The organism is Methylosinus sp. DMC45, assembly GCF_056313885.1.
The window spans coordinates 128,837-154,522 of sequence record NZ_JBQUZK010000049.1 but is presented as its reverse complement, the minus strand read 5'-3'; the positions used below and the strand labels follow the sequence as shown (position 1 = coordinate 154,522).

21 protein-coding genes are annotated in these 25,686 nt (G+C 63.0%); 12 read left to right on the top strand and 9 right to left on the bottom strand.

From position 1 onward, the window contains the following. The 8 genes from ACT53T_RS16260 to ACT53T_RS16225 all read right to left on the bottom strand — a co-directional run. On the bottom strand, window positions 1-392 hold a 392-nt coding region (locus ACT53T_RS16260; protein WP_476161985.1), incomplete at its 3' end, for a helix-turn-helix domain-containing protein. A gap of 171 nt (window positions 393-563) precedes the next feature. Then, on the bottom strand, window positions 564-1,580 hold the full coding sequence (gene repB, locus ACT53T_RS16255; protein ID WP_476161984.1) for a plasmid partitioning protein RepB: 1,017 nt from the start codon (window positions 1,578-1,580) through the stop codon (window positions 564-566). Then, complete coding sequence (repA, locus tag ACT53T_RS16250; RefSeq protein ID WP_476161990.1) at window positions 1,577-2,737, bottom strand: plasmid partitioning protein RepA; 1,161 nt, start codon at window positions 2,735-2,737, stop codon at window positions 1,577-1,579. The genes repB and repA overlap by 4 nt, the downstream gene beginning before the upstream one ends. Before the next feature lie 522 nt (window positions 2,738-3,259). Then, a complete protein-coding gene (locus ACT53T_RS16245; RefSeq protein ID WP_476161983.1) occupies window positions 3,260-3,658 on the bottom strand; it encodes a hypothetical protein in 399 nt (132 codons plus the stop codon). A 410-nt stretch (window positions 3,659-4,068) separates the two neighbouring features. Next, the gene (locus tag ACT53T_RS16240; RefSeq protein WP_476161982.1) at window positions 4,069-5,850 is read right to left on the bottom strand and encodes a SulP family inorganic anion transporter; all 1,782 of its coding nucleotides are present in this window, start codon (window positions 5,848-5,850) and stop codon (window positions 4,069-4,071) included. Between the two features lie 41 nt (window positions 5,851-5,891). Next, window positions 5,892-6,923, bottom strand: coding sequence for a sulfate ABC transporter substrate-binding protein (locus ACT53T_RS16235; protein WP_476161981.1), 1,032 nt, complete (start codon window positions 6,921-6,923; stop codon window positions 5,892-5,894). A 321-nt stretch (window positions 6,924-7,244) separates the two neighbouring features. Then, window positions 7,245-8,693, bottom strand: coding sequence for a DUF1501 domain-containing protein (locus ACT53T_RS16230; protein ID WP_476161980.1), 1,449 nt, complete (start codon window positions 8,691-8,693; stop codon window positions 7,245-7,247). 33 nt (window positions 8,694-8,726) lie between these two features. Further along, window positions 8,727-11,075: a DUF1549 and DUF1553 domain-containing protein gene (locus ACT53T_RS16225; protein ID WP_476161979.1), complete on the bottom strand. Its 2,349-nt coding sequence runs from the start codon at window positions 11,073-11,075 to the stop codon at window positions 8,727-8,729. 318 nt (window positions 11,076-11,393) lie between these two features. Here ACT53T_RS16225 and ACT53T_RS16220 point away from each other — a divergent pair, with 318 nt between their 5' ends. The 11 genes from ACT53T_RS16220 to ACT53T_RS16170 all read left to right on the top strand — a co-directional run bounded on the left by ACT53T_RS16220 (window position 11,394) and on the right by ACT53T_RS16170 (window position 21,524). Then, window positions 11,394-13,934 carry a TonB-dependent receptor gene (locus ACT53T_RS16220; protein WP_476161978.1) on the top strand — a complete coding sequence of 847 codons (2,541 nt, stop codon included), beginning with the start codon at window positions 11,394-11,396 and terminating at the stop codon, window positions 13,932-13,934. A 218-nt stretch (window positions 13,935-14,152) separates the two neighbouring features. After that, on the top strand, window positions 14,153-14,881 hold the full coding sequence (locus ACT53T_RS16215) for an SIMPL domain-containing protein (RefSeq protein ID WP_476161977.1): 729 nt from the start codon (window positions 14,153-14,155) through the stop codon (window positions 14,879-14,881). A 60-nt stretch (window positions 14,882-14,941) separates the two neighbouring features. Continuing rightward, on the top strand, window positions 14,942-16,402 hold the full coding sequence (gene atpD / locus ACT53T_RS16210; protein WP_476161976.1) for a F0F1 ATP synthase subunit beta: 1,461 nt from the start codon (window positions 14,942-14,944) through the stop codon (window positions 16,400-16,402). Continuing rightward, window positions 16,399-16,845 carry a F0F1 ATP synthase subunit epsilon gene (locus ACT53T_RS16205; protein WP_476161975.1) on the top strand — a complete coding sequence of 149 codons (447 nt, stop codon included), beginning with the start codon at window positions 16,399-16,401 and terminating at the stop codon, window positions 16,843-16,845. The genes atpD and ACT53T_RS16205 overlap by 4 nt, the downstream gene beginning before the upstream one ends. A 32-nt stretch (window positions 16,846-16,877) precedes the next feature. Continuing rightward, window positions 16,878-17,132, top strand: a complete 255-nt coding sequence (locus ACT53T_RS16200; RefSeq protein WP_476161974.1) for an AtpZ/AtpI family protein — start codon at window positions 16,878-16,880, stop codon at window positions 17,130-17,132. Further along, window positions 17,129-17,410 carry an N-ATPase subunit AtpR gene (locus ACT53T_RS16195; protein ID WP_476161973.1) on the top strand — a complete coding sequence of 94 codons (282 nt, stop codon included), beginning with the start codon at window positions 17,129-17,131 and terminating at the stop codon, window positions 17,408-17,410. The genes ACT53T_RS16200 and ACT53T_RS16195 overlap by 4 nt, the downstream gene beginning before the upstream one ends. Continuing rightward, window positions 17,410-18,096, top strand: a complete 687-nt coding sequence (locus ACT53T_RS16190) for a F0F1 ATP synthase subunit A (protein ID WP_476161972.1) — start codon at window positions 17,410-17,412, stop codon at window positions 18,094-18,096. Before ACT53T_RS16195 ends, ACT53T_RS16190 begins: the two co-directional genes overlap by 1 nt. Before the next feature lie 16 nt (window positions 18,097-18,112). Further along, window positions 18,113-18,358, top strand: coding sequence for a F0F1 ATP synthase subunit C (locus ACT53T_RS16185; RefSeq protein WP_026191715.1), 246 nt, complete (start codon window positions 18,113-18,115; stop codon window positions 18,356-18,358). 13 nt (window positions 18,359-18,371) lie between these two features. After that, window positions 18,372-19,118: a F0F1 ATP synthase subunit B family protein gene (locus tag ACT53T_RS16180; RefSeq protein WP_476161971.1), complete on the top strand. Its 747-nt coding sequence runs from the start codon at window positions 18,372-18,374 to the stop codon at window positions 19,116-19,118. Next, the gene (locus ACT53T_RS16175; protein WP_476161970.1) at window positions 19,108-20,625 is read left to right on the top strand and encodes a F0F1 ATP synthase subunit alpha; all 1,518 of its coding nucleotides are present in this window, start codon (window positions 19,108-19,110) and stop codon (window positions 20,623-20,625) included. Before ACT53T_RS16180 ends, ACT53T_RS16175 begins: the two co-directional genes overlap by 11 nt. Further along, a complete protein-coding gene (locus tag ACT53T_RS16170; RefSeq protein ID WP_476161969.1) occupies window positions 20,622-21,524 on the top strand; it encodes a F0F1 ATP synthase subunit gamma in 903 nt (300 codons plus the stop codon). Before ACT53T_RS16175 ends, ACT53T_RS16170 begins: the two co-directional genes overlap by 4 nt. Window positions 21,525-21,675: 151 nt before the next feature. Here ACT53T_RS16170 and ACT53T_RS16165 read toward each other — a convergent pair whose 3' ends face one another. Beyond that, entirely contained in the window at window positions 21,676-22,233 is a 558-nt protein-coding gene (locus ACT53T_RS16165; RefSeq protein ID WP_476161968.1) for an NADPH-dependent FMN reductase, read from the bottom strand. A gap of 316 nt (window positions 22,234-22,549) precedes the next feature. Here ACT53T_RS16165 and ACT53T_RS16160 point away from each other — a divergent pair, with 316 nt between their 5' ends. Further along, complete coding sequence (locus ACT53T_RS16160) at window positions 22,550-25,657, top strand: efflux RND transporter permease subunit (RefSeq protein ID WP_476161967.1); 3,108 nt, start codon at window positions 22,550-22,552, stop codon at window positions 25,655-25,657. Window positions 25,658-25,686: the final 29 nt, after the last annotated feature.

The following is a 25,686-nucleotide window of genomic DNA, read 5'->3' as shown; positions in this document are numbered from 1 at the left end:
ATGATCAGTCCAGCGTCGACGAGGCAGGCGAGATGCCGGCGCAGCGTCGCCGGCGCCATGCCATGGGCGCGGATCGACAGCTCCTTGTTCGAAGGAAACACGACGATGCCGCCGCCGGCCGAGCCCGCCTCTGCGGACATCGAATCGACCTCCAGCAGACTGAGCGCTGTCTCCTGGTGAAAGCTCAGCAGCGCGTGCAGCACCGATAGCGCGCGCTCGGTGACGCCGAGCGGCTCCTTGGCTTCGGTGAGCGCGCGAAACAGCCGCCATTTATGGACGACGGTTTCGGATGCGCCCGGCTTGGCGGCGAAATTCTCGGTCGCGGTCTGGCTCGCCACCATGGCGAGCGACAACGGCCGCCGCCCGAAGGGCGTCGTTGGACGTGTCTGCATGTTCCTTTGCCTCGTTCAGGCAAAAGAAATCCGCTCGCCGAAACGGCGCCGACTCTTGACAGCGATTCACGGAAGTGTGATTCTCTCAGTCGCAACACATCGAGAAGGGCTTCCGGGGCGTGATCGTTTCGGGGGCCTTTTTCTTTTGCTGGGTTCTCCTCTCGTCGACTCTCACGCGCCTTTCGATGCGCCGTCGATGGCGTCGAAAGAACGATACTCCTCGAGCAACTCGGGCAGGCGCGCGGCGAGGAATCGCGCAAATGCGCTTCCGTCCACTTTCGCCAGAGTCACTTTGACATCGCGCTCAGAGGCGCGAATTTCCGCGACCGACTGACCGGCGGAGTTCTTGATTTCTATGATCGGCCGGGCAGGGCGCTGCTCCGCCTCCACGCGCTTTGCGGCGGCGAGCGCCCGCGCAAAACGCGCGTCGCCGTCGAGCGACGAGAAGGCGGGCAGGGTGGTCGCGTCGCGCGCCCTCTTCAGCGCTGAACCTTCGCGCAGCAGCTCGGCGAATTCCTGCCAGCGGCCGCGGCCGATCCTCGGCGCTTTTCCGATCGCTCGAACGACATCATCTGGCACCGCCTTGGCGACCGAAATCAGCTTGGAGGCCTCGGCCCTGTCGATGGCCAGCGCCTGCTGAATCACAGAACGGCTTCGCCCGGCGCTCTCCAAGCGCCGGGCGAAGACCGCGCGCTCGATGAAGCTCAAATCCTCGCGCGCCGAATTTTCAACGCCCTGCGCGATGACGAGATCATCATCTCCGAGCGCGCGAATGATCGCTTTCACGGGACGGCCGAGCTGGAGCGCTGCGCGAATGCGGCGATGCCCGAAAGCCGTCTGATAGCGTCCGGCCAGCGTCGGGTTGGGGCGCAGCAAGACGGGGATTTCCTGCCCGCGGTCGGCTATCGATTGCTTCAGCGCCTCGAAAGAGGCGTCCTCCTCCTGGAGAAAGCGATCGGCGTAAGGGGAGGGGTCGATCGCGCCAGGATCGACATCGATCACCTGCTCGCCTGCGGCAATGCGGGCGCGCAGCGCCTCATTTTCTCGCTCTATGTCGGAGAAAGTCTCCTTCATCGAGCGCACGGCGCCGGCTGCCACTCGGCGCGGCTCTGGATTGTTGTCTGCAGACAACATTGGGGCAGGGGGCTGCGCGAACAGGGAGCGAATCGTATCCGTACGCTTGCTCATCGCCGCCACACCTTCTTCATGAGGCCGAGAATTTCGCGATTGACGCCATTCACAGAATCGAGCCCGCGATCGAAAGCGGCGCGCCCGACCGAACCCTTGTCGAGCTCGTAGAGCGATTGCTTGGTGAGCCCGGCATTGGCTATGGCCGTCGACTTCCAAACCGTCGCGCCCAGCACATCCTCGTCGAAAAGATTGCGCAGCAGAGCGACGATCTGCGTTTCCGGCACGTCATTGGGATCGTGCCGAGTCACGACATATCGGATAAAGTCATAATCCAGCTGGCCGCCGGCTTCCTCAATGACCGTCATGACGTCGGATGTCATGAGAAGAAATTGATTCATGGAGGCCACATCTACCATCTGCGGATGAATGGTCACGAGCATGGCGGTCGCCGCATTCAGCGCGCCCATGGTGAGATAGCCCAGCTGCGGCGGACAATCGATCACGACGATGTCGAAATCGTCGGCGACCTGGTCGATCGCGCCGCCGACACGCCGGAAAAACAGATCGCCGCCGCGCAGCGATCGCTCCGCCATCGCGCGCGGGGTGTGATGCTCGAACTCCATCAGCTCGAGGTTGCCTGGAACGAGCGACACACCGGCGAAATAGGTGGGCCGCACCACCTCCCGCATCGGGCGGCGCGCCTCGTCGTAGCGAATCGCGCCATAGAGCGTTTCGCCTTCCCCTATGTCGAACTCCGGCTGATAGCCGAACATAGCGGAGAGCGAAGCCTGGGGATCGAGGTCGATCGCCAGCACCCGATAGCCTTCGAGCGCGAGAAACTGCGCAAGATAGAGAGAGGTCGTGGTCTTGGCCGACCCGCCTTTGAAATTCGCGACGGCGATGACCTGCAATTTGTCGCCGGGGCGCCGATGCGGCAAAAAGCCGAGCGCCTCCTTCGGTCGCACGCCGGCGAGGTAGACCCGCAGCTCGCCGATCTGACTCGGCGTATAGGATCGCCGCCCGCCGCCCGACACTGCGGGAATTGGGCCGAGCCCGTCGAGCGACAATTGCCTGAGGTAACCGTCAGAGACGCCGAGAAAGCGCGCGACCTCCCCGGAGGAAAAGGAACGCAGCGTCTTTCGCGCGGCCGGCGGAAAAAGCGTCGCGCTCAGCGCCTGCATTTGCCCCGACAAGACTTTCGCATGCCGGGTCATTCGCTGCAGCGCGCTCTCCGGCTCCGAATAGGGCAGGGCGTCCAAGTTGCTCGTCACAGAAAACGGTTCCTGAGCGTTAAACGGCTAATTTCCGTCTGTGACTAGAGGCCGATTCTCGATTCTTTGCAAGTCGTATTGGGTTAACCGAGTCCTAACGGCTACCGAGCCCACACCGCATGCACGCGCTCGTCGCCCCATGCGCCAATCCGTCCGCCGGTCGAGACGCGGTTCACCGATTCGGCGCTCGGACTTCGTCGAACCGACGGCAATCGCGTCGACGTGTCGGAGCCGCCCGAACCAAACGGCGCCTTCCCAATCCTAGCCGATGCGGAGATTGCACGATTGGGCGGATAGAGGCGCCGCGCCGACGCCATCGCCGTTCGAAACATCTCGGTTCAATCGAAGCGCCTTGCATTCACCCGAACGCGAGCGCCGGGCGTAAGCGCCTCGGCTCTCGCGACGCTTGGCGTTTCCGAAGCGCACCGCACGATGACGTTCTTGAAACCCAGCGAGCACGCCCGCCTAACGACCGGGCTCTTCCCCTCGCATCAATCGAAGAACGTCTTCGGCGAAGCCGAGAAGCGCGTCTGGGGGCAGGGATAGACGTAGGCTCGCGGCATTCTCAGCCTGAGCGTCCGACGCGAGACGAACTCGAACGACTTTCCGATTTAAATCGGGCTCCTCGACAATCTCGAGGGCTTCTCCCTCCAGGATCGGCGTGTCGATCCGGCCGTTACGTGAGCGCAGCTCGCGGGCGATCTGCGCCAATTGCAAGAGCAGAACCGCAAGGCGCTGCGCCTCGTCAGTGGGGAAAATAATGTCTGCCGCAGCGTCATCGGCTTTGGCATGGAGAACAATGTCTTCGCCGTCATTAGCGACGGCTCCGCTTTCGATAGACCTGAACCCGACACGAATGGTCATGCCAATCATCCTCTCGTCGACCGCTATGCCCCACAGCCATTCTCCGGGGCCAGGAGGCCGACCGGAATCGACAGCGCTCAAAAGCCCGACCGACGAGATCTATCCGCTTCAGCGCTTTCGACATGAGGGGGGAGGGGGACATCGGTCGTCCCGGCGGGATTATGAACGCCAGCGCATCGACGCCAAGGTCATCGGCGTCGTCCCGACACTCGTCCTTCTCATTTCCGCGGTCGTGTTCTGGCGATGGAATGCCCATCGCTCTACGGCATATTCCTAGTGATGTTATATATTAATGTCAAAGCAGGCGCGCATTCCGCGGCTCGCGCATGAATGAGGCTCTGCCCCCATTGGCGCTTATTGCGACGCGTTTCACGCCGCCCGAACGAACTCGGCGACAGACGCGAAACGCCTCACACGAGATAATAGACGGCCTGAGCCTCGCGCTCATGGGGCGCGGACGCCAGAGCGCGCGCGGCGCGCACCGCATTGAGGGTCGCCGAATAATCCGTCTCCTCTTCGGGGAAGATCCGCTCTCCCGGATGGCGATCGAGGATGTGCATGCGTCCGAGCGCGGCCTGAAGATCAGGCCTGACGCCGGCGAGCAGAACCTCGAGCCCCTGGGCGCGCGCTTCGGCGAGGAAATGGTCGAGCACCTCGAGCGCCACAGCGTCTGGATTGCGCACCCGCTTCAAGCGCAGCACGATGCATGTGACGCCTCGCGCCTGCGCCTCGTCGGCGGCGGACTGAAGATAGCGCTCGAAATCCGGCGCGGCGCCGAAGAAGAGGTCGCCCTCGAAATCATAGATCAGCACGTCTCGGCTCGGCGGATCGGAGGCGATGCGCGCCCGAACGACGCCGTCGTCGGCGACGATCAGCTCTTGCGCCTTCAGCCTGGCGGCGCGCAGCACATACCAGACGATCGACAGAGTCGCGCCGATGAGAATCGCGAACTCGACTCCGATCGCCAGCGCCGACGCCGTGGTGACGAGAAGGAGGATCGCATCATAACGCGAGGCAGTGAGCGTGTAGCGCAGCCGCTCGAGATCGATGAGCCGCGCGGCCGCCACGATGAGGAGCCCGGCGAGAGCAGCCTTGGGAATATAGGCGGTCAGAGGCGCGAGCAGCAGCACCGCGACCGCTACGAAGGCAGCCGTGAACACGCCCGAAAATCGCGTGACCGCTCCCGCCTGATAATTGATCGCCGTGCGCGAAAGCGACCCGGCGCCGGGCATGCAACGGAAGAAGCCGCCGATGAGATTGCCGACTCCTTCGGCGAGGCATTGCCGATTGTAATCGAGCGGCTGACGCGTCTTGTGGGCGATGGCCTTGGCGATGGCGAGCGCCTCGAGCAGGCCGAGTATGCCGATGGCCACGGCCGACGACGCGAGATCGAGGAACCAACCGAACTCGATCTCGGGAATATGCGGCGTCGGCAGAGCCGCGGGCACCGCCTCTATGAGCGGGATCGCCGGCTTTGCGCCTGGAGCCCCCTGCGACCAGCCTGCGAGCCAGGCGACGAACGACAGCGCGATCAGAGAAAACAGCATGTCGATTTGCGGTAGCCGGAATCGCTTCACGGCGTATCGCGCGGCAATGGCGATGGCGATGGCGCCGCCGCTGATGGCGATCGCCTTTACGTTGAAAGGCGCTGGCTGGGTCACAGTCAAATAGAGGCGATGGAGCACATGCTGATGGCCCGTGCCCTGCGCCCGGACGCCGAGCGCATTGGCCACTTGGCCGATGATGGTGAGAAAGGCCGCTCCGGCGATAAATCCCGTGACCACGGATTCCGAAATATAGCGCGTCACATCGCCGAGCCGCGTGACGGCTATGGCGATCTGAACGACGCCCATCATCACGGCGAGCAGGAACATCGCCTCATAAGCGTCGAGCTTGGCGTCTGGATCGATGAAGGCGAGAGCGCCGAAGACGACGAGCGAGACGGCTCCCGTCGGACCATTGACGAGATGATTCGACGATCCCAGCACGCCGGCGATGGCGGTGAAGACGATAGCCGTATAAAGGCCGAAGCGCGGATCGACGCCGGCGATGAGCGCATAGGCCATGCTCTGCGGAAGCGAGATCGCCGCGACCGTCATTCCCGCGACGAAGTCCTTGCGAATGTTGGAGAGCGTCCCGGCGCCGAGCCGATCCCGAAGCGGGACGGGCCGCATCGCTGTCTCGATGGTCATGTGATCGAACTTCTCCTTATCGCCTCTCGTCCAATCGGCGATCATTCGGTGCGGGGCTTGGGCGTGTAGACGGTGTCGATGATTCCATTCTCGGAAAAGAATTTCTGCTGCGCATCCTGCCAGTCGCGCGCGATGGCGGCGATCGGAAAGAGGTCGATCGCCGGAAGACGACGCGCGTGGCGCGCGAGAGTCCGCGCATCGACGGGCCGGTAGCCGTCTTTCGCGATGATCTCCTGCGCCTCTGGGGTGAAGAGAAATTGTAGATAGGCCTGCGCCTGCTTGGCGCTCGAATGCTTGGCCGCATTTGTGTCGACGACTGCGACGGTCGGCTCGGCGAGGATGCTGACCGTCGGATAGACGATCTCGAGCTCGCCCTTCGAGGTCTCCGTCTCGCGCAGCGCCTCGTTTTCCCAGGCGACATGCACATCGCCTTTCCGCTCGACCGAAAATGCGACGCCGGCCGCGCGCGCCGCCGCGACGAGAAAGGGCGCATGGTCATAGAGCGCGCGTAAGAACTCACGCGCTTCCGCTTCGCTTCCGCCGCGCGTGACGATGGCGCCCCAGGCCGCGAGCGCGGCGAGCTTCCCATTGCCGGAGGTCTTCGGGTCGGGGAGGATCACCTCGACGCCCGGCTTCAGCAGATCCGCCCAATCGCGAACGCCATGCGGATTGCCCTTGCGTACGACGAAGACGATCGTCGAATGATAGGGCTGGGAATGATTGGGGAGGCGTTCGCTCCAGCCGTCGGGAATGAGCCCACGCTTGTGCAGAGCCTCGACGTCCGACGGAAGGCCGAGCGTGACGACATCGGCCGGCTCTTCGCCTTGCGCCACGCGCCTCGCCTGGTAGGACGATCCGCCATGCGACTGCTTGATGGCAATGCTCGATCCCGTCTCTTTCTCATAGGCGGCGGCGAAAAGCGGATTTATGTCCTGATAGAGCTCGCGCGTTGGATCATAGGACACGTTGAGAAGGTGATGCGCCGCGCGGCCTTCGACATTCTTCCCGATAATCACGGCGACGGCCAGCGCGGCGGCCGCAACGGCGGCGATGTTCAACCAAGGAATTCGCATTCTCGTCGACCTCACGCCGCCGATGGGCTCGACATCATTAATATACACAGTATGTAGACTAAATCTCGGCAGCCCTGTCAATCAGCGCCCGACGAACGACGTCGCCGTTGGAAATTTTTGCTCCGGCATAAGGTTGATCGGCCGCTTTCCTCTACGGGTTCGCCTTCGCGCAAGGGCTCACGAAGGACGAGGACAAGCCGCCCGTCTATCCAGACAGATACTGGGGCCGTGGTCGCGTCCATGCCGATCGGGGGTCGCCTCGTCGAATAGCGTGACACGGAGCGACGCTTATCGCCGCGCCGTGTCGCGGTCTTTTTCAGCTCAGGCGAGCAGCTCTTTCACGACCTTGCCATAGACGACCGTCGGACGCTCCGCGCGGCCGGCTCTCGAGAAAGTGGTCTTGAGGTGGTCCAGGCCGACGAGCTGCAGAACCGTTGCGTGCAGATCATAGGTGTCGACCGGATTTTCGACGGCCTTCAGGCCGATCTCGTCCGTCGCGCCATGCGTATAGCCGCCCTTCACGCCTCCACCCGCGAGCCATTGCGTGTAGCCCCATGGATTATGATCGCGCCCGTCTCCGCTCTGGCCATAGGATGTGCGCCCGAATTCGGATGTCCAAACCACCAGCGTTTCATCCAGCAGTCCGCGCGACTTCAAATCAGCCAATAATCCAGCAATGGGCTTGTCGACGGCGCGGGAACGCGCGCCGTGATTTTCTTCGAGCTTGCTGTGCGCGTCCCAATTGCTGAAATCCACGCCGGCATTGTCGAAAGGCCAGGACACGACCTGAATAAAACGCACGCCGCGCTCGACGAGCCGTCTCGCTCTCAGCAAAATCGTTCCATATTCGCGAGTCGCCTCTGAGTTCAGCCCGTAGAGCTCTCGGGTCGCCGCCGTCTCTCGGGTGAGATCGACCGCTTCGGGCGCAGAAGCCTCCATTCGGTAGGCCAGCTCATATGAGCGCGCGCGCGCCGCCAGCTCGCTATCATTGGGATGACGCGTGGCGTCCTTCTCATTGAGATGCAACAGAAGGTCGAGATTGGATCTCTGCTCGGTGGAAGAAATCAATTCCGGCCGCTCGAGATGGAGTATCGGCGATGGTCCCGATCGAAACGCCGTGCCTTGATAGACCGCTGGCAGGAAGCCGGAGCTCCAATTGATGGATCCGCCCCGCGGCTCCTTATCCCCCGCATAGAGCACGACGAAGGGAGGCAAATCTGGATTGGCCGAGCCGAGCGCGTAGGAAATCCACGCCCCGAGCGAAGGACGGCCTGGAACGAGATCGCCGGTGTTGAGCTTCAAGATCGAGATATCATGCGTGGCGCCGACGGTGACGCTGGACTTCACGAAAGCGATTTCGTCCGCATGCTGCGCGAGCTCCGGCAGAAAATCCGAAAACCATGCGCCGCTCTCGCCATATTGCTTCCAAGCACGATTGGAAGCGAACAGCTTTCCAGTCTTGCCTTGACCAGCGGTGCGAATGCCCGTCAAGAACGATTCTGGCGTGTCCTGTCCGGCCAGCCGCTCCAAAGTCGGCTTGTAGTCGAAGAGATCGAGCGTGCTCGGAGCGCCGTCCATATGCAGCCAGATGATCGACTTCGCCTTGGGCGCGAAATGCGGCTCCCGTCGCGCCAAAGGATCGAGCTTCGGCGCCGCTGCCGCAACAGGAACCGAAAGAATGCCGCCTCCAGGCATAGAGGCGTTCAGCGCGAATCCGCCGAGCCCATAGGCCGAACCGACCAACCAGTCACGTCTCGAATGTCCGCTCATGCTATATTCCTTCGCGAAGGCTCGGGGGATAGGTCAAAATCGATAGATGAACTCGTTGGAGTTCGCGACCGTATGAACGAGATCGACGAGAGCCGAAGCGCGCAGCGGGTCCTGTGTCGGCGCGACATCGCCGGTCGGCAGGGCGATCGACAATTTCCCGTCCTTTGCTTTGCTCGCGATCAGCTGCCTCTGCTTGTCGAGGAACTCGACGAGCAGCGCTTTCTCCGAGGCGTCCGGCTTTCTCGCAAAGAGTATTTCGTAGAGACGTTCGAATTGCGCCGACTCGTCGCCGCCGACCTCCGCGAGAAGCCGTCCAGCCAGCGCCTGCGACCATTCGAACACGATATCGCTGTTGACGAGCGCGAGCGCTTGCAGCGGCGTCGTCGTCACATCACGCTTGCTGTGCACTTGCTGAGTGTTCGCCGAGTCGAAGGGCTCGAGCAGAGGATATGGCACGCTGCGCCGCGCGAAAATATACAGGCTGCGACGGTTGTGATCCTTCGGGTCCTTCGAGACCTCCCAAGCGGGTCCCGCATTCAGATTGCTCGGAACGGGCGGAAACACGCTCGACCCTCCGATCCGCCCGTCCAGCCTGCCCGAGGCGGCTAGGAGCGAGTCGCGAATTTGCTCGGCGTCGAGCCGCTTGCGGGGGAAGACGGCGAGCAGCTTGTTCTCCGGGTCGACAGCGGCGACGTCTTCCCGCTGGTCCGACGACTGGCGATAGACGCGCGACAGCAGAATCTGTCGATGCAACGCCTTGACGCTCCATCCCCCCTTCACGAAATCGGAGGCGAGACGATCCAATAGCTCTGGATGCGTCGGCTTGTCGCCCGCCCGGCCGAAATCGCTGACCGTTCCGACGATCCCCTTGCCGAAATATTCGTTCCACACGCGATTCACATAGACGCGCGGCGTCAGCTGATTGCCGGAGTCGACGAGCCAATTCGCCAGCGCCAGCCTTCGCCCCGAGGACGTCGCCGTTGGCGCGATAACGGGCGTTTCGCCTGTGAGCGCCTCGGGAAAAGCAGGTTGCGCTTCGTCGAGCGGCCGCTCGTGATTGCCGCCGAACAAGACATAAGTGGGCGGCGCGTCGGAATGCCCGAGCTCCGTCACCGCCGTTATCGTGTTCGATCCCTTTTTGGGCCGGAGCTCATCGAATTTCTTCAAATCCTCGAGCAGCGACTTATATTCTGCGGCGAGCTTGAGGAACTCGTCGCGCGACACCGTGATGCGGGGACCTCCGGCGGCGGCGCCTTCGCCGCCCTCCGAGAAGCGCGCATAGACGTCCGCGGGAAGATTGCGCAGAAACAGCCCGAGGCGATCGTCGGTCGAGTTGATCGCGACACGATGGTTGAGCCATCGGTCGAAGGCGTCCCATTCCTCTTTCGGCTTGAGGATATGCGCTTGGCTGCTCGCCTCGTAACGCTCTTTATTGAAAGCCGAGAGCACGTCGCGAAATTGCTCGACGATCTCTTTTCGACGATTCTTGTTCACGCGAATCGCCTCGTCATATTTCGCCTGCGCGGCTTTGAATTCTTTTTCGGCCTCTCCCGGCGCGGCCACCGGCGTCCTTTCGTCGACGCTCGTATTGGCGAAGAACGCCTGCAAGGAGAAATAGTCCTTTTGGGTGAATTTGTCCGACTTGTGATTATGGCATCGCGCGCAGCCGATCGTCGTGCCGAGCACGACGGACCCGACCGTATCGGTGATCTCCGTGGCGACCTGATATTTTCTCAGCACCAGATCCCGCGCGTTGACGTTTTCGGGAAAGGCGGCGAGAAATCCCGTCGCTGTCAGCGCTTCCTGGTCGCCGGGAGCCAGCTCATCGCCTGCGATCTGCTCTCGAATGAAACGCGAATATGGCTTGTCGCTGTTGAACGCGTTGATGACATAGTCGCGATAGCGATAGAAATTGCCACGCGTCTCGTCGCCTTGGAAACCCGCGCTATCGGCATAACGCGCCAGATCGAGCCACCGCCGCGCCTGCCGCTCGCCATAATGCGGCGAGGCCAGCAGACGATCCACCAGCTTTTCATACGCATCCGGCGCGTCGTCATTGACGAAGCGCGCGACGTCCTCGGGCGCCGGAATGACTCCCCAGACATCCAAGGTCGCGCGGCGAATGAAAGTTGCGCGATCGGCGTCCGGCGAGGGAGCGAGATTGGCCTGCTCCAGCTTTGCGAGGATGAAAGCGTCGATCGACGTCCGCGGCCAGTCTGCGCGCTCGACTGTCGGCGTGGCCGGAACTCGCAACGGCTGATAGGCCCAATGCGTCCGACTACTGGAGGAGACGGGCCTTCCGTCGTCTGCAGCCAAGGCGACCGAAATCGCAGAGGCCGCCGCCAGCGACATAAAAAATGCTTTTTTCGTCATGCGCATCATGGGGCTTCCTCGACAAAGCGCTTTGTCGCCGCATAAAAATGGAGTGACTCGGTCGCGGCTAAATCATACATATTTAGTATGGATAACGCACACTCTGTCAATCCCATTCAGGGGAATTCCGTTCGAGCGCCGGCGGGTTCGACCTTCGCGCCGGGACGGCGCGTAATTCATAGAGTGACGTTGACGTCGTGGACCGGGCATCCGGCGACTGTCGGCGCTTCGACGACATCGCATGCATTTTCTTCGCGACTGGGCTCGACGAAAGCGGCGCCATAATATAGATATTATCTATCTGATATATGTATTGAAGGAGGCGTCATGCCCGTTGCCGATCGATTTCGTCCTCGCGCTCGGGCATGCAGGTCGTCGAACGCAGGAAAGCCCCGGCATGCGGCAGGGCTCCGCAATCGGCTGCTCTCTTCAGTCTGCTCGATCTCTTGCGTTTTCGGCATAGCCAACGCAATCGCGCTCCGTCAGGCGCGAGGTCAGGAAGCGACCATCGCCGACGTGACCGTTGGCGCCCAACGGGGCGAATTGACGAAGCAAGAGCAGAAGGTGCTGCTGGAGACGCCCCGCTCCGCCGCGATCATCAATGGCGAAAAGGCCGAAGACCAACGCCTGGATCGGCTCGACGATTTCGCGCTACGCGTTCCGAATTATCGGCCCAACACGGGCAATCCAGAGACTTCGCTTCCCGCGATCCGCGGCATGGGATCGGGACGCGTATTGCAAATCGGCGGCGAGTCCGACACGGGCTTCGTGCAGGACAATGTCTTCTGGAAATATGTCGGCTTTCAATGGGGCGACTATGTCGATCTCGATTCCTTCGAGATCGGGCTCGGCCCACAAGGAACGACCGGCGGCAAGAACACGACCGTGGGCACGGTCGGCGTGCGCACGCAATTGCCCTCGTTCGACCGCAAGGCGACATTCGAGACCTCCTACGCCAATTACAGCCGCATCATCGAGAAGGTGAACCTCACCGGGCCGATCATCGACGAGAAGCTCGCCTATCGCGTCGCCTTCTATCTCGATCAGGGCGACGGCTGGATTCACGATCAGGCGACGGGGGCCGGCTATTTGAACAATCATCGCTGGGGCGTGCGCGGGCAATTGCTCTATGTCGGCGACGAGTTCACCGACCGCCTGATCTTCAATCGCGCGAGCTCCTACGAATATAATAATTACGGCAAATCGGGACGTGGGCCCTTCTCGGATTCGGCCGTGCTCTATGCGAACGGAATCTTCGGGACGAATTTTTCGCAAACATTGTGGAACCGACTCGGCCGGCCGGTCCTCACCTTCGATCCCTATAAGCCCTATGTCGTCGGCTTCGGAACGCACGAGGCCCAGACATTGAGCGTGTCGAATGAGATCGATCGCCAGATCGGCGAGAATACGCTCACGTCGATCTCGGCATGGGGGCAATATTACACCCATCCCAATTCTCCCGAGACTCCGGCCGGCGGCGCGCAAGGGACCGAAACGAACAATGGCTACGGCAATATCTGGGTCGATCAATATTCACAGGAGTTCCGCCTCGCGTCGCCCAAGGATCGGCAATTGGAATGGCAGACGGGAATCTATTCGCTCTATGAGAAGCTCTGGGATTTTTCTGGAAACAATTTTGGAACGGACGCCGCGAAATGGTACAATAATGCTGCATTGCAGCGCGGCTTCCAACAACGCCAGACCGGAAAGTCGAACACTTTTCAGCTCGCCGCTTTCGGCCAGGCGTCATACCATTTGGACGAACGATGGACTTTGACCCTCGGCCTGCGTGACAGCTACGAGGTGAAGGAGGGCTCCAATTTCGCCTGGATCAACGCCGCGAGCGCGACCTATTCGGCGCAGCAGGTCTATACGGCGGTTCGCGGCGCGACGGGCGCCGGCATTTTCGACACCGGCGGCCAGACGAAGAAACGCAATATGTTCACGGGGATATTCAACCCGAAATACAAGGTCGACGACAACATCACGCTTTATGGCCTTGTCGGGCGCGGCGAGAAGGCCGGGGCGATCAATATTTCCGCGCTGCCGATCATGGATGGCCTGACGTTCAAAGGCTTTCAATCGGTCATCACAAAGCCGGAAACCTCGTGGGATTACGAAATCGGCGCCAAGACGAGCTGGCTCGACGGACATTTGATCGCCAATATGAATCTCTATTGGTCCGACATTTTCAATCTTCAGGATCAATTGACCGATACGAGCTATCTCGACAGCACTGGCCAGCCTCTGCGCTTGACCTATCTCGGCAACATACCTCACATAAGGCTGCGCGGCGTCGAGTTCGATGGACGCTGGAGTCCGATCGAACGCCTGCAGCTGAATCTGTCCGGCGCCTACACCGAGGTCCGCTACATCGACTTCGCCAATGCGGCTCCTCCCTCGGACTGGATCTGGCCGACTCCCAACCCCGTCCCGGCGGGGTTCATCAAAGCGCCTTTGACTCTTTCCCGCTCGAACACCCGATGGGAGAATCTACCGAAATGGGCGTTCAACGTCGGGGCCGACTATGAACATCCTCTCGGGCCGATCCTGAGCGATCTCGGGCCGAGCTGGGCCGTTCCAGTCAATGGCTTCGCCTATGTGAATGTCGCCTGGAAGGACAGAACGCAGCTCACAGACCCGCATTCCGTGTTTCAATATTGGCAGGCCGCCTATTCGCTGGTCGACCTCGGCTTCGGCCTGCGCACCGAAGACAAGCGCTACAGCCTGTCGGTCTGGAGCAAGAACCTCTTCGACAAGCGCTATTTCACCTCGTGGACGGCAGGGACGACGACCGCGCCTGCGACCGTCGGCCTGCAAGATCTGCCGCGCACTTTCGGCGGAACGCTGAGGGTCACTCTCGATTGATCTCGAGGTTGCGTCGCCCTCGATGCGGCTCCGCCCCGTCGACAGCGAGGAGATTGACGGAGCTGCTCGACCACGGTCTACATCGTGAGTGAAACAGGGCCATATATTCGTCGATAATGCTCGACGCATGCTGTCGCTTCGGCTCGCCGAATCAGCGGGAGCGGAGCGTCGGACTTATATGTGTCGGCCCGCGTCGTTCGCTTCGAGGGAGAGAATCGATGGCCCGGCTATCTCTCATCGCGCTGTCGAGCATCGTCTTCCTCACGAGCGCTTCGGCTGACGCTTTGAAGGATACGCTCCCGCATATTTCCGTGACGGGAGAAGCGTCGGAGGACGAAATCCCCGATAGCGCCAAGCTCCTTCTGGATATCGTGACCGAAAGGCCGACCGCGGTCGAAGCCGTGAACGCGAACGCGCAGAAGACTCGAGCCTTGCTGGAGGATCTTGCCCGGCAGGGAATACGAACGGACGGTATTCGCGCCAGCGGCTCGACGCTCGTCTCCCTCCGATCGGACGGCTCCGCCGCGCGCGGCGCGCATGCAGGGCGCGTCTCCAGGAGCTTCCGAGCGCGGAACGAATTGAGCGTTCTCGTGAATTCGCTCGATACGGCCACGGCGATCGTCCTACGCGCCGTCGACTCCGGCTCCAATGAAGTTCGGGGAATGGAATTCATCGTCGGCGACGAGACGGCGCGTTCCGAACGATTGCGGGTCGCAGCGATCAAAAATGCGGAACAGCGCGCGAGAAGCTATGTCGAGGCCTTGGGCTCGAAGCTCGGGCGCATCATCGAAATCGCTCACGACGAGGTGACGCGATCCGATGACGTCGAACGCGAATCGACGCCGACGGCCGCCGCGCCGACGAATGGAGCGATCGCCCTGCCTCTGCGGCCCGGCGCGCGACGGCTCACGGCAAAAGTATCGGTGACATGGGCGCTTTCGCGATAGCCTTTGTCTGCATATATCATCGGAGGTCCCGGCTCGAGCTCGGCCTGAAAGGCGAAACGAATGCGCGAAACGCCTTTTTCTCGAACGAGCGCGGCGCGGCATGGAACGGTCTCCGCGGTCAGGGGAGCCGTGCTCGACGTGCGCTTCGAAGAGGGCGCGCTGCCGGAGATCGAGGAAGCGTTGATCGTCGAGAAGAATGGCGGCGGAGAAATCTTAGTGGAGGTGCAGGCGCATCTCGACCGCAACAGCATAAGAGCCATCGCTTTGCAGTCGACTGTCGGATTGTCGCGCGGACGCAGAGTCAGGGCGACCGGCGGCCCGATCGAGATCGCCGTTGGCGATGCGACGCTCGGACGGCTGATCGACGTGACGGGAGGCGTCGGCGACAATGGGCCGCCCCTGCCCACGGACGCGCCGCGTCGCCCGATCCATCGCGCGCCGCCGCCGCTCGCGGACCGGCCGCGAGGCGCCGAGATTTTCGTGACCGGGATCAAGATCATCGACCTTCTGACCCCCATCGCGCAAGGCGGCAAGGCCGCTATGTTCGGCGGGGCGGGCGTCGGCAAGACGGTGCTCGTGATGGAGCTCATCCACGCTATGGTCTCGGGCTATCGGGGCGTGTCGGTGTTCGCCGGCGTCGGCGAACGCTCGCGCGAGGGTCATGAGCTGCTGCTCGACATGGGCCGCTCGGGCGTCCTCGACCGCACCGTGCTCGTCTATGGTCAGATGAACGAGCCTCCCGGAGCCCGCTGGCGCGCTCCGCTCACGGCTTTGACGATCGCGGAATATTTCCGCGACGAGAAGCGCCAGAACGTGCTGCTGCTGATGGACAATGTCTTTCGCTTCGTCCAGGCCGGGGCCGAGGTTTCGGGCCTGCTCGGACGATTGCCCTCGCGCGTCGGCTATCAACCGACGCTCGCGAGCGAGGTGGCGGCGCTGCATGAGCGGATCGCGTCGGTCGGCGGCGTCGGAGTGACGGCGATCGAGGCGGTCTATGTCCCCGCGGACGATTTCACCGACCCGGCCGTGACGACGATTGCGACGCATATCGACAGCATGATCGTATTGTCGCGGCAGATGGCGGCGGAAGGCATGTATCCGGCGATCGATCCTATCGCCTCCTCCTCTGTCCTGCTCGACCCGCTGGTCGTCGGCGAGGAGCACGCCAATGTCGCGACGGAAGTCCGCCGCGTCATCGAGCATTACCTCGAATTGCAGGATGTGATCGCTCTGCTCGGCGTCGAGGAGCTGGGGGCAGAGGATCGCAAGCTCGTCGGGCGCGCGCGTAGGCTGCAGCGCTTCCTGACCCAACCCTTCGCCGTCGCCGAGGTCTTTACCGGCGCGCCGGGGCGATCGGTTCCGCTCGTCGACACGCTCGCGGGCTGCCGCGCGATTCTCTCCGGCTCCTGCGATGACTGGCGCGAGAGCTCCTTCTATATGGTGGGAACGCTGGAAGAGGCGGAGCTGAAGGAGAAGGCCGCGGCGCGAACGGACGCCGAAACGAAGGAAGGACGAGCATGAGCGGAACATTGCGGCTCACCATCACGACGCCGAACGTCGTCCTCCTCGATGAAGCCGACGTACGATCCGTTCGAGCCGAGGACAAGAGCGGCGGTTTCGGGATCCTGCCCGGACACGCCGATCTTCTGACCGTGCTTCCACCCTCGGTCGTGCGCTGGCGAGCCTCCGACGGGACAGAGCGCTATTGCGCGATTCGACGCGGCGTGATGACCGTCCGAAAAGGAGAGATCGTGTCGATCGCGTGCCGCCAAGGCGTTCCGGGCGGCGATTTGCGAGAGCTGGAAGCCGAGGTCGAATCGGCGCGCGCGGCAGAAAAGGACGCGTCGGCGCGCGCTCGCGTCGAGGAGACGCGGCTGCACGCCAGCGCCGTGCGTCAGCTCGTCCGCTATCTGCATCCTTCGAGCGTTTCGGAAATGTTCGGCGACGGAAAGGAAGCGCCATGAGCGAAGCCGGGCCTGGGCGAGAGCGCGACCCGATGGCGGAAGCTTCGCGCCTGGCCGCCGCGCGTCGCAAGCTGTTGCGCGAGCAGGCCGAGCCCTCGCTCGGTCGACGGCTGGGACAGATCGGCGCGCTCGGCTGGACCATCGTCCTTCCTGCGCTCGCCGGACTGTTCCTCGGCCGCTGGCTCGACAGGACCTACGCCACGGGCGTGTTCTTCTCGGCTCCCCTCGTCATGATCGGAGCCGGCGCCGGCCTGTGGCTCGCCTGGAAATGGATGTCGCGCCAATGATCGCTCCATCCGCCGCCGCTCTCTTATTCCAACTCGCGCTCGGCGCGGGGGCGGGCCTCGCCGCAGGCTTCGCCTATTTCGTCGCCTTGCGCTGGAACGTCGAGCTCTTCGAACGGGGCGCGGCGCCCAAGGCCCTGCTCCTGCTCATGGCGCGCTTCGGCGCGCTCGCCCTGGCTTTGACGGCGCTCGCGAAAATCGGCGCCATCGCCCTGCTCTCGGGCGCTCTGGGATTGCTGGTCGCGAGGCGCGCCGTTCTGCGTCGATTGGGAGGCCTTTGATGAAATCCTCGCCGCTGGCGCTCGAGCCCGGCTTTCAGCTCGGACCGGCGCCGATCAGCAAGCCTGTCATCGTCACATGGCTCATAATGGTGGCGCTCACGCTCGCGAGCATCCTCCTGACGCGGCGGCTCTCGCTGCGGCCGGGGACAGGGCAGTCCGCGCTCGAGCTCTTTGTCGAGACGCTCGATGCGCAAATAAGGGACACTCTGGGCGCGGATCCAGCGCCCTACCGCGCGCTGCTGGGAACGATCTTCCTATTCGTGCTCGCCGCCAATTGGTCGTCGCTCATTCCCGGCGTCGAGCCGCCCACCGCGCGGCTCGAGACCGACGCCGCGCTCGCTCTCATCGTCTTTTGCGCGACCATCTATCACGGCCTGCGTACGCGCGGACCGCTCGGCTATCTCGCGACTTTCGCCGAGCCGAGCATCGTCATGATCCCCCTCAACCTCGTCGAGCAGATCACGCGAACCTTCTCACTGATCGTTCGCCTGTTCGGGAATATAATGAGCGGCGTGTTCGTCATCGGCATCGTCCTCTCGCTCGCCGGCTTGCTCGTGCCGATACCGCTGATGGCGCTCGACTTGCTGACCGGGGCGGTCCAAGCGTACATTTTCGCGACGCTCGCCATGGTGTTCATCGGCGCGGCGGTCGAGGAGCGCGACTCTCGAACGCACGAAGCTCGATAGCGGAGGAAGCCGCGAAATGGACGATATTCAATATATCAGCGTGATCGCCGCAGCCGTCGCCGTATCTTTCGGAGCGATCGGCCCCGCGCTCGCGGAAGGCAAGGCGGTCGCCGCGGCCATGGATGCGATCGCGCGACAGCCGGAGGCCGCGGGCGTCCTGTCGCGCACCTTATTCGTCGGCCTCGCGATGATCGAGACCATGGCGATCTATTGTCTCGTGATCGCGCTGCTGCTTCTCTTCGCCAATCCTTTCATCAAATAAGGCGCGCGCACGCATGCAGATCGACTGGTGGACGCTCGGTTTGCAGACCGTCAATGCGCTGGTGCTGATCTGGCTGCTCTCCCGTTTTCTCTTCCGTCCGATCTCGTCGATCCTCGCAGATCGCAAGGCGGCGGCGCAACGCCTCCTCGACGAAGCGGCCGCCGCCGAAGCCTCGGCTCGAACATTGGAAGAGAAAGCGCGCGTCGCCGTCGAGGACATCGCGTCGAAACGCGCCGAGACGATCCGCGCGGCCACGGAAGAGGCGAAGGCGGCGAGCCGCGAGCTGCTCGACGCCGCCCAGTCCGACGCTGATCGCATGCGGGCCGACATGCGCCTCGAGATCGAGCGCCTCGAAAAGTCGGAGCGTCGCGCCGAAGCGGAGCGCGCGAGCCTCCTTTCCGTCGATATCGCCCGGCGTCTGCTCGACAGGCTGCCGCAGGAGTCGCGCGTCGCAGGCTTCGTGGAGGGGCTCGCCGAAGCGATCGCCGCTCTGCCGGAGCCGGAACGCGTGGATTTTTGTCTGCGCGGCGAAACGACGCTCACCGCGCCGCGCCTGCTGACCGCCGAGGAAGACTCACTCTGCCGGAGCGCGTTCGAGCGCGCCCTCGGACGCCCATTAGAATTCGCCCTTCGCGTCGATCCGACATTGCTCGCGGGCCTCGAATTGGAGAATAATCACACCAGCATCCGCAACAGCCTGCGCGCCGATCTCGAGCGCATTTCCGCAACTTTGCTGACGGAGCGGGAAAATGCCGGATGACTCCGGCGAATGGCTGGACCGTGGCCGCAAGGCGGTCGCCCAGATCGATCTCGGGCCGCGAGTCGAGACCATTGGTCGGGTCGAGAGCTTCGCCGACGGAATCGCCTTCGTCTCCGGCCTGCCACAGGTCGAGCTCAATGAATTGCTGCGTTTCGAGAGCGGCCAGCTGGGCTTTGCGCTCGCGCTCGAAACAGACCGTATCGGCGTCGTGCTTCTCGATTCGGGCGAATCCATCGAGGCCGGCGCGCGCGTCTTCGGCACTGGCGAGGTTGCGCATACTCCGGTCGGCGAAGGCCTTCTCGGCCGCGTGGTCGATCCGCTCGGGCGCCCTCTCGACGGCGGCGAGCCGATCTCCGCCGCCGCGTTTCATCCGGTCGAGCGCGACGCCCCGAGCATCATCGCGCGCGATCTCGTGACCGAGCCCGTCGAGAGCGGCATATTAGTCGTCGACTCGATGTTCGCTCTGGGGCGCGGCCAACGCGAGCTCATCATCGGCGATCGCGCCACCGGCAAGACGTCGATCGCCATCGACGCCATCATCAACCAGCGTCATTCGGACCTCGTCTGCATCTATGTCGCCGTCGGGCAACGGATGACGGCGGTGGAGCGCGTGATCGAGGCGGTGAGGACGCGCGGCGCCGCAGAGCGCACGATCTTCGTCGTCGCCTCGGCCGCGGCGCCTCCCGGCCTGCAATGGATCGCGCCTTTCGCGGGCTTCGCCATGGCGGAGTTCTTCCGTGATCGTGGCGGTCACGCGCTCATCGTCATCGACGATTTGACAAAGCACGCAGTCACTCATCGCGAGCTCGCTCTGCTGACGCATGAGCCGCCGGGACGCGAGGCCTATCCGGGCGACATCTTCTATGTCCATGCGCGGCTGCTGGAGCGCGCCGCCAAATTGTCGAAGGAGCTCGGCGGCGGCTCACTGACCGCGCTCCCGATCGCCGAGACCGACTCCGGCAATCTCTCGGCCTATATTCCGACCAATCTCATCTCCATAACCGATGGCCAGATCGTGCTCGACCGCCGCCAGTTCGCCGCCAATCGCCGTCCGGCCGTCGACGTCGGTCTCTCGGTCAGCCGCGTCGGCGGCCGCGCGCAGCCGGCGGCGCTCCGAGACGTCTCGGGAAAGTTGCGGTTGCAATATTCGCAATTTCTCGAGCTCGAGATGTTCACGCGCTTCGGCGGATTGTCGAACGCGCGGATCGCGCGCGACATGATCCGCGGCGAACGCATTCGGGCGCTGCTGACGCAGCCTCGTTTCACCCCTCTGCGCCTCGCCGATCAGGTCGCTCTGCTCGCCGCCTTGGACGCGGGGGTCCTCGATTCCCTGCCGGTCACAGACATTCCTCTGCTGACGGCGAGACTGCCGGCGCATCTCGATTCTACCGCCACGCAAAGCGTCGCCGCGCTCGCGCATGGCGCGCCGCTCGATGCGGCGAAGCGCGCGGATCTGGCGGAGCGCGTGCGCGATCTCGCGACCGAGATCAAGGCGACGGTGCCATGACCGAACGCTCGAGCGACATAAAGGCGCATATCGTCGCGACACGGCAGCTCGAAAGCGTCGTTACGGCGATGCGCGGCGTGGCTGCGGTTCGAACGCGCGAGGCTCAATCGCGTCTCGACGGCGTACGCGCTTATGCGAAGGCCCTGGGCGAAGCGATCAGCGCAGCGCTCCCCCTGCTGGCGCGAGCGCCGCATCCGCGCAGCATGGCCAATCATCGGCCCGCGTCCGACCACATCATCCTCGCCTTTTGCTCGGGACACGGATTCGTCGGCGCGTTCAACGAACATGTTCTCGAGACGACGATGCGGCTCGCCGCCGGCGCCGGCAAAGGGCGCACGAGCGTTTTCATCGTCGGAGAGCGTGGGGCGACCCTCGCCAGAGAAAGAGGCTTGCGAGTCGACTGGACATTGCCGATGGCGTCGCGCGTCGACGACGCGCCGTCGCTCGCAGAACGGATCGCAGCCGCGCTCTATCGAAGGCTCGGCGAGCATAGCGCGGATCGCGTGACGATCATTCACGGAAGGCCGAGCGCCGCCAGCGTCGAAATCATCCAGAGACCACTGATTCCTCTCGATCTCGCCCGCTTTCCACCGGCGCCGCGCCTGGTCCCGCCGCTCGTCGCCATTCCGCCCGAGGCGCTCATCGAGAGCCTGGCGCAAGAATATGTCTTCGCCGAATTATGCGAGGCGGCGGCGCTGTCCTTCGCCGCGGAAAACGAAGCGCGAATGCGTGCGATGATCGAGGCCCGGAGCAATGTGCAAAAGACGCTCGAAGAGCTCGAGGCCCGCCATCGTCAAAAGCGCCAGGAGGAGATCACGGAAGAAATCGTCGAGCTCATGAGACCCGCTTCGAGAGGAACCCGCGCTGGCGACGGCGCGCGGGGCCGAAGCCTAGAGTAGACGATCTTTTTCAACGTGGGCGCTTCGGCCGCGCGTGATCGTAGCTCGCTCGCGTTCGGCGCCGGGCGACGCGATGTCGTCGGGGCGCGCTTCGTCTCGATCGAAGTCCGTGATCGATCTCGAACACGCCTGACGGAGGCTGCCGTCAATTTCATGCCTCGGAATTTTTGAACGTGATCGCTTCAATGAACGCTCGCAACGCCTCGCCGAGTCGGTCCGACAAATCGGGATCGGACACGATTCCGTTCGCGTCCAGATTTCTTCCGACGCCGGCGATCGGCGCGGTGACGGACGCCTCCTCGATCAAGCACGCCGACATGGTCGCGAGGATCTCGCGAAGCTGCGCGTCCGAGTGGACGGCGCGGGGCGCGGCATTGATCAATGCGACTGGCTTTCCAGGAAACTCCACGCTGCCCACGAGCCAATCGAGGGCGTTTTTCAGGGAGCCCGCGACGCCGTGAGCATATTCCGGCGAGCAGATGAGGAGCCCGTCCGAAAGACCGACCTCTCGCCGCAATTCCCGGACTTCTCGAGGGAGGGAATCGGACGCTTCGCTACGATCCAGGTCGGGATTGAAGTGCGGCAGGCCCGCCAACCCTTCAAAAAGAACGACTTTGACGCCTGCCGGCGCGAGTCTCGCCATAGCCTCCAAAGCGGAGGTATTCGACGAATTGGCGCGCAAGCTGCCTGAGATGGCGAGGAGCCGCATGTTCTTTCCTGCAAGTGTGAGAAGCGTTTCGGATCGAGAAAGCCGGACGGCGAGCGCCGTCCGATCGCCGAGGAACGCACAGTCGATAATCGAGCCCGGCTCATCTGTCGAATGAGAGCATTTCGCCTCGCAATACGGTCCGTCAGAGCGTCGGTCCTGCCAATGGGCTCGGTTCGATCCTTGCCAAGCCGCCCGCCTGCGGATATGCATACCAGCCTACTAGAGTTTGGTTTCGGCGCAGGCGCCGGTGGAGACGTATGAGCGACGAAGCGCCGTACGGATTCGCAGCTCGCCGCCGCGTTTTTCGTTTTCGACAATGGATTTTCTTCAAAAAGCGATTACCCGCCCCGTGGCGACGACGCTCCTGACCCTCGGCTGCATGCTGCTGGGTCTCAGCGCATTCTTCTATTTGTCGATCGCGCCCTTCCCACAGGTCGACTATCCGACGATCTATGTTTCCGCGACGATGCCGGGCGCAGGGCCGGAAACGATGGCCTCCTCCGTGGCGACGCCGCTCGAGCGGCATTTGGGCCGGATCGCGGACGTTCGGGAAATTTCGTCGTCCAGCATCTCCGGCATGTCGTCGGTCTTCCTCGAATTCGGGCTCGCCCGCAGCGTGGACGGCGCGGCGCGCGACGTTCAGGCCGCGATAAATTCGGCGCGTGTCGATTTGCCGGCGGCGTTGCGCGCCAATCCGACCTATACCAAGGCCAACCCTGGCGAGAATCCGATTTTCATTCTCGCCTTGACTTCGACCAAGCTGTCCCAGAGCGCGATCTACGACGCCGCGACGGTCGTTCTCCAGCAGAAGCTCGCGCAGGTGGAAGGCGTGGGGCGCGTCCTGATCGTCGGCGCCTCGCTTCCCGGCGTTCGCATCGAGCTCAACCCCAGCCTCGTCGCCAAATATGGAGTAGCGCTCGAAGACGTTCGTGCGGCGATCGCCGCGGCGAATGTCAGTCCTCCGAAAGGGGCGTTGGAGCACAATGAGAGCCGGCTGCAGATCTACGCGAATGATCAGATCTTCAAAGCTAGCGATTACCGAGACATCATCGTCGCGACTCGCGACGGCGGACCCGTTCGTCTCGTAGACATCGCCGATGTCGTCGACTCGGTCGAGGATCTGCGCACCATGGGCCTTTGCAACGGCGCGCCCGCGGTGCAGGTCATTCTCTACCGGCAGCCGGGCGCGAATATGGTCGAGACCGTCGATCGCGTGCGTTCGCTGCTGCCCGCGCTCTCCCAGGCGCTGCCGGGCGATCTGCAGATCGACGTCGTTCAAGACAGGACGCTCACGATTCGCAATTCGCTGCATGAGCTCGAGCTCGCCCTGCTGATCGCCATCGTCCTCGTCATTGTGGTCGTCTTCATGTTTCTGCGCGACGTGAAAGTGACTCTGATCTCCACCATCACGATCCCGGCGACATTGTCGACGACCTTCGCGCTCATGTACGCTTTCGGCTATTCGATCAACAACTTGTCCTTGATGGCGCTCACCATTGCGACGGGCGTGATCGTCGATGACGCGATCGTCGTCGTCGAATGCGCGATGCGGCGCATCAACGCCGGCGAGCATCCATTCCACGCTGCGACGGAGAGCGTGCGAGAAACGGCCTTCACCATCGTCGCGATGAGCCTCTCGCTCGTCGCGGTCTTTCTGCCCGTGTCGTTTCTCGACGGCGTCATCGGACGCATGTTGCGTGAATTCGCAGTCGTCTTGACGGTGGCGATCGTCATATCGATGGTCTTGTCCCTCACGACGACCCCTATGCTCTGCGCCCATCTTCTCCGCGGGCGCGCAGCTCGGCCCGGCGAGCGTGCGTGGGACAGGTTGACCAAGGCTTATTCGCGCTCGCTTTCGGCGATGATCGAGCGGCCGGTTTCGACATTGGCGGCGTTGTGCGGCGTCGTCGTCCTCAACTTCTACCTGTTCGCCCTGATCCCAAAGAGCCTGTTTCCATTCCAGGATACAGGACGCGTGCGCGGCACGATCATCGCCGATCAGGGCGCTTCCTACGCGGTGATGGCGCGCAAGCTCGAGCAGACGATCGGTATCCTTCAGAAAGACCCCGACGTCTTTGCTGCGACCGGGACGATCGGCGGAAATCTCAATGGGCCGACATCCAACAATCGCGCCGACCTTCTGATCTGGCTGAAGCCAAGACCGACACGAAGCGCTTCAGCCGATGAGGTGATTGCGCGCTTGCGCGCTCCCTTGCGGCAAATCAGCGGAGCGACCATCGCGCTGCGATCTGTCCAGGATCTCGCTTTCACCGTCGCGTCGGGAACGGCCAATTACATCTATATTTTGAAATCTGACGATCTCGACACGCTGCGACTATGGGCGCCCCGGCTGACGGAGGCTCTTACGGCCGGCGGTCGGCTGCTCGACGTCGTCTCCGATCAGCAAGACAAAACTCCGCAGACGCGGCTCGAAATCGATCGCGCCGCCGCCGCGCGCCTCAATCTCACTGCAGCCGATATCGATAAGGAGCTCTACGACGCCTTCGGCCAGCGTCATGCGTCGACGCTCTACGCTGCGCTCAATCAATATCATGTGGTCATCGAGCTCGCTCCCCGATTCGCCGTGGGCCAGCGATCGCTCGAGAACTTCTTTTTTCTTCCTCCTGATGCAGGGTCGCGGGCCTCGAGCCGAAGCACGCCGCCGGCGGCCCGGACGCCGGCGCGCGCGGTCCCGCTCGCGCAGCTCGGGCGCCTCACGCCGGTCGTCGCGCCGATCGCCGTCAATCACTGGGGCGGATCGGCTGCGGTCGGAATCTCGTTCAGCCTTCCTCCAAACGAATCTGTCGCCGGCGCGGCCTCCTTCATTCGGGAAACCTTGGCGCGCATCGGGGCTCCGCCATCGATTCATGGCGAGCTGTTCACGCCGACAGGCGCGTTCGAAGGGATATTTGGAAGCTACGGATTTCTGCTCTTCGGAGCAATTGCGACCGTGTACATCATCCTCGGCGTGCTCTATGAGAGTTACCTCCATCCAGTAACGATCTTGTCGACGCTTCCATCCGCCGGCGTCGGGGCGGCTCTCGCGCTCATGTCGACAAAGACCGACCTGTCGCTCTTCGCCATGATCGGCCTGCTCATGCTGACCGGCGTGGCGATGAAAAACGCGATCATAATGATCGACGTCGCGGCGGCGGCGCGGCGCTCTACTGGGCTCGACGCGACGCTGGTCATAGAACGCGCCAGCGTCGAGCGGCTTCGGCCGATCATAATGACGACAGCGATCGCTTTTTTCAGCGCGCTGCCCCTGGCGCTCGGCAATGGGGAGGGCGCCGAAATTCGCCAGCCGCTCGGCATATCGATCGCCGGGGGCGTCATTTCGAGCCTGCTGCTCACTTTATACATTACCCCGGTCGTCTATGTGCTCATCGACCGGCTGGCGCATTCCCGCGCTGGCCGATCATGACGACGCGCTCGTTCTAAGCGCCTCCAAGC

Excerpts from the sequence above, each read along its gene's own strand:
- ACT53T_RS16175 (WP_476161970.1), top strand. The coding sequence starts at position 19,108 with ATGCCGGATGACTCCGGCGAATGGCTGGACCGTGGCCGCAAGGCGGTC.
- atpD (WP_476161976.1), top strand. The coding sequence starts at position 14,942 with ATGCGCGAAACGCCTTTTTCTCGAACGAGCGCGGCGCGGCATGGAACG.
- ACT53T_RS16170 (WP_476161969.1), top strand. The coding sequence starts at position 20,622 with ATGACCGAACGCTCGAGCGACATAAAGGCGCATATCGTCGCGACACGG.
- ACT53T_RS16235 (WP_476161981.1), bottom strand. The coding sequence starts at position 6,923 with ATGCGAATTCCTTGGTTGAACATCGCCGCCGTTGCGGCCGCCGCGCTG.
- ACT53T_RS16240 (WP_476161982.1), bottom strand. The coding sequence starts at position 5,850 with ATGACCATCGAGACAGCGATGCGGCCCGTCCCGCTTCGGGATCGGCTC.
- ACT53T_RS16190 (WP_476161972.1), top strand. The coding sequence starts at position 17,410 with ATGAAATCCTCGCCGCTGGCGCTCGAGCCCGGCTTTCAGCTCGGACCG.
- ACT53T_RS16205 (WP_476161975.1), top strand. The coding sequence starts at position 16,399 with ATGAGCGGAACATTGCGGCTCACCATCACGACGCCGAACGTCGTCCTC.
- repB (WP_476161984.1), bottom strand. The coding sequence starts at position 1,580 with ATGAGCAAGCGTACGGATACGATTCGCTCCCTGTTCGCGCAGCCCCCT.
- ACT53T_RS16195 (WP_476161973.1), top strand. The coding sequence starts at position 17,129 with ATGATCGCTCCATCCGCCGCCGCTCTCTTATTCCAACTCGCGCTCGGC.
- ACT53T_RS16200 (WP_476161974.1), top strand. The coding sequence starts at position 16,878 with ATGGCGGAAGCTTCGCGCCTGGCCGCCGCGCGTCGCAAGCTGTTGCGC.
- repA (WP_476161990.1), bottom strand. The coding sequence starts at position 2,737 with ATGACCCGGCATGCGAAAGTCTTGTCGGGGCAAATGCAGGCGCTGAGC.
- ACT53T_RS16245 (WP_476161983.1), bottom strand. The coding sequence starts at position 3,658 with ATGACCATTCGTGTCGGGTTCAGGTCTATCGAAAGCGGAGCCGTCGCT.
- ACT53T_RS16225 (WP_476161979.1), bottom strand. The coding sequence starts at position 11,075 with ATGATGCGCATGACGAAAAAAGCATTTTTTATGTCGCTGGCGGCGGCC.
- ACT53T_RS16165 (WP_476161968.1), bottom strand. The coding sequence starts at position 22,233 with ATGCGGCTCCTCGCCATCTCAGGCAGCTTGCGCGCCAATTCGTCGAAT.
- ACT53T_RS16230 (WP_476161980.1), bottom strand. The coding sequence starts at position 8,693 with ATGAGCGGACATTCGAGACGTGACTGGTTGGTCGGTTCGGCCTATGGG.
- ACT53T_RS16220 (WP_476161978.1), top strand. The coding sequence starts at position 11,394 with ATGCCCGTTGCCGATCGATTTCGTCCTCGCGCTCGGGCATGCAGGTCG.
- ACT53T_RS16185 (WP_026191715.1), top strand. The coding sequence starts at position 18,113 with ATGGACGATATTCAATATATCAGCGTGATCGCCGCAGCCGTCGCCGTA.
- ACT53T_RS16160 (WP_476161967.1), top strand. The coding sequence starts at position 22,550 with ATGGATTTTCTTCAAAAAGCGATTACCCGCCCCGTGGCGACGACGCTC.
- ACT53T_RS16180 (WP_476161971.1), top strand. The coding sequence starts at position 18,372 with ATGCAGATCGACTGGTGGACGCTCGGTTTGCAGACCGTCAATGCGCTG.
- ACT53T_RS16215 (WP_476161977.1), top strand. The coding sequence starts at position 14,153 with ATGGCCCGGCTATCTCTCATCGCGCTGTCGAGCATCGTCTTCCTCACG.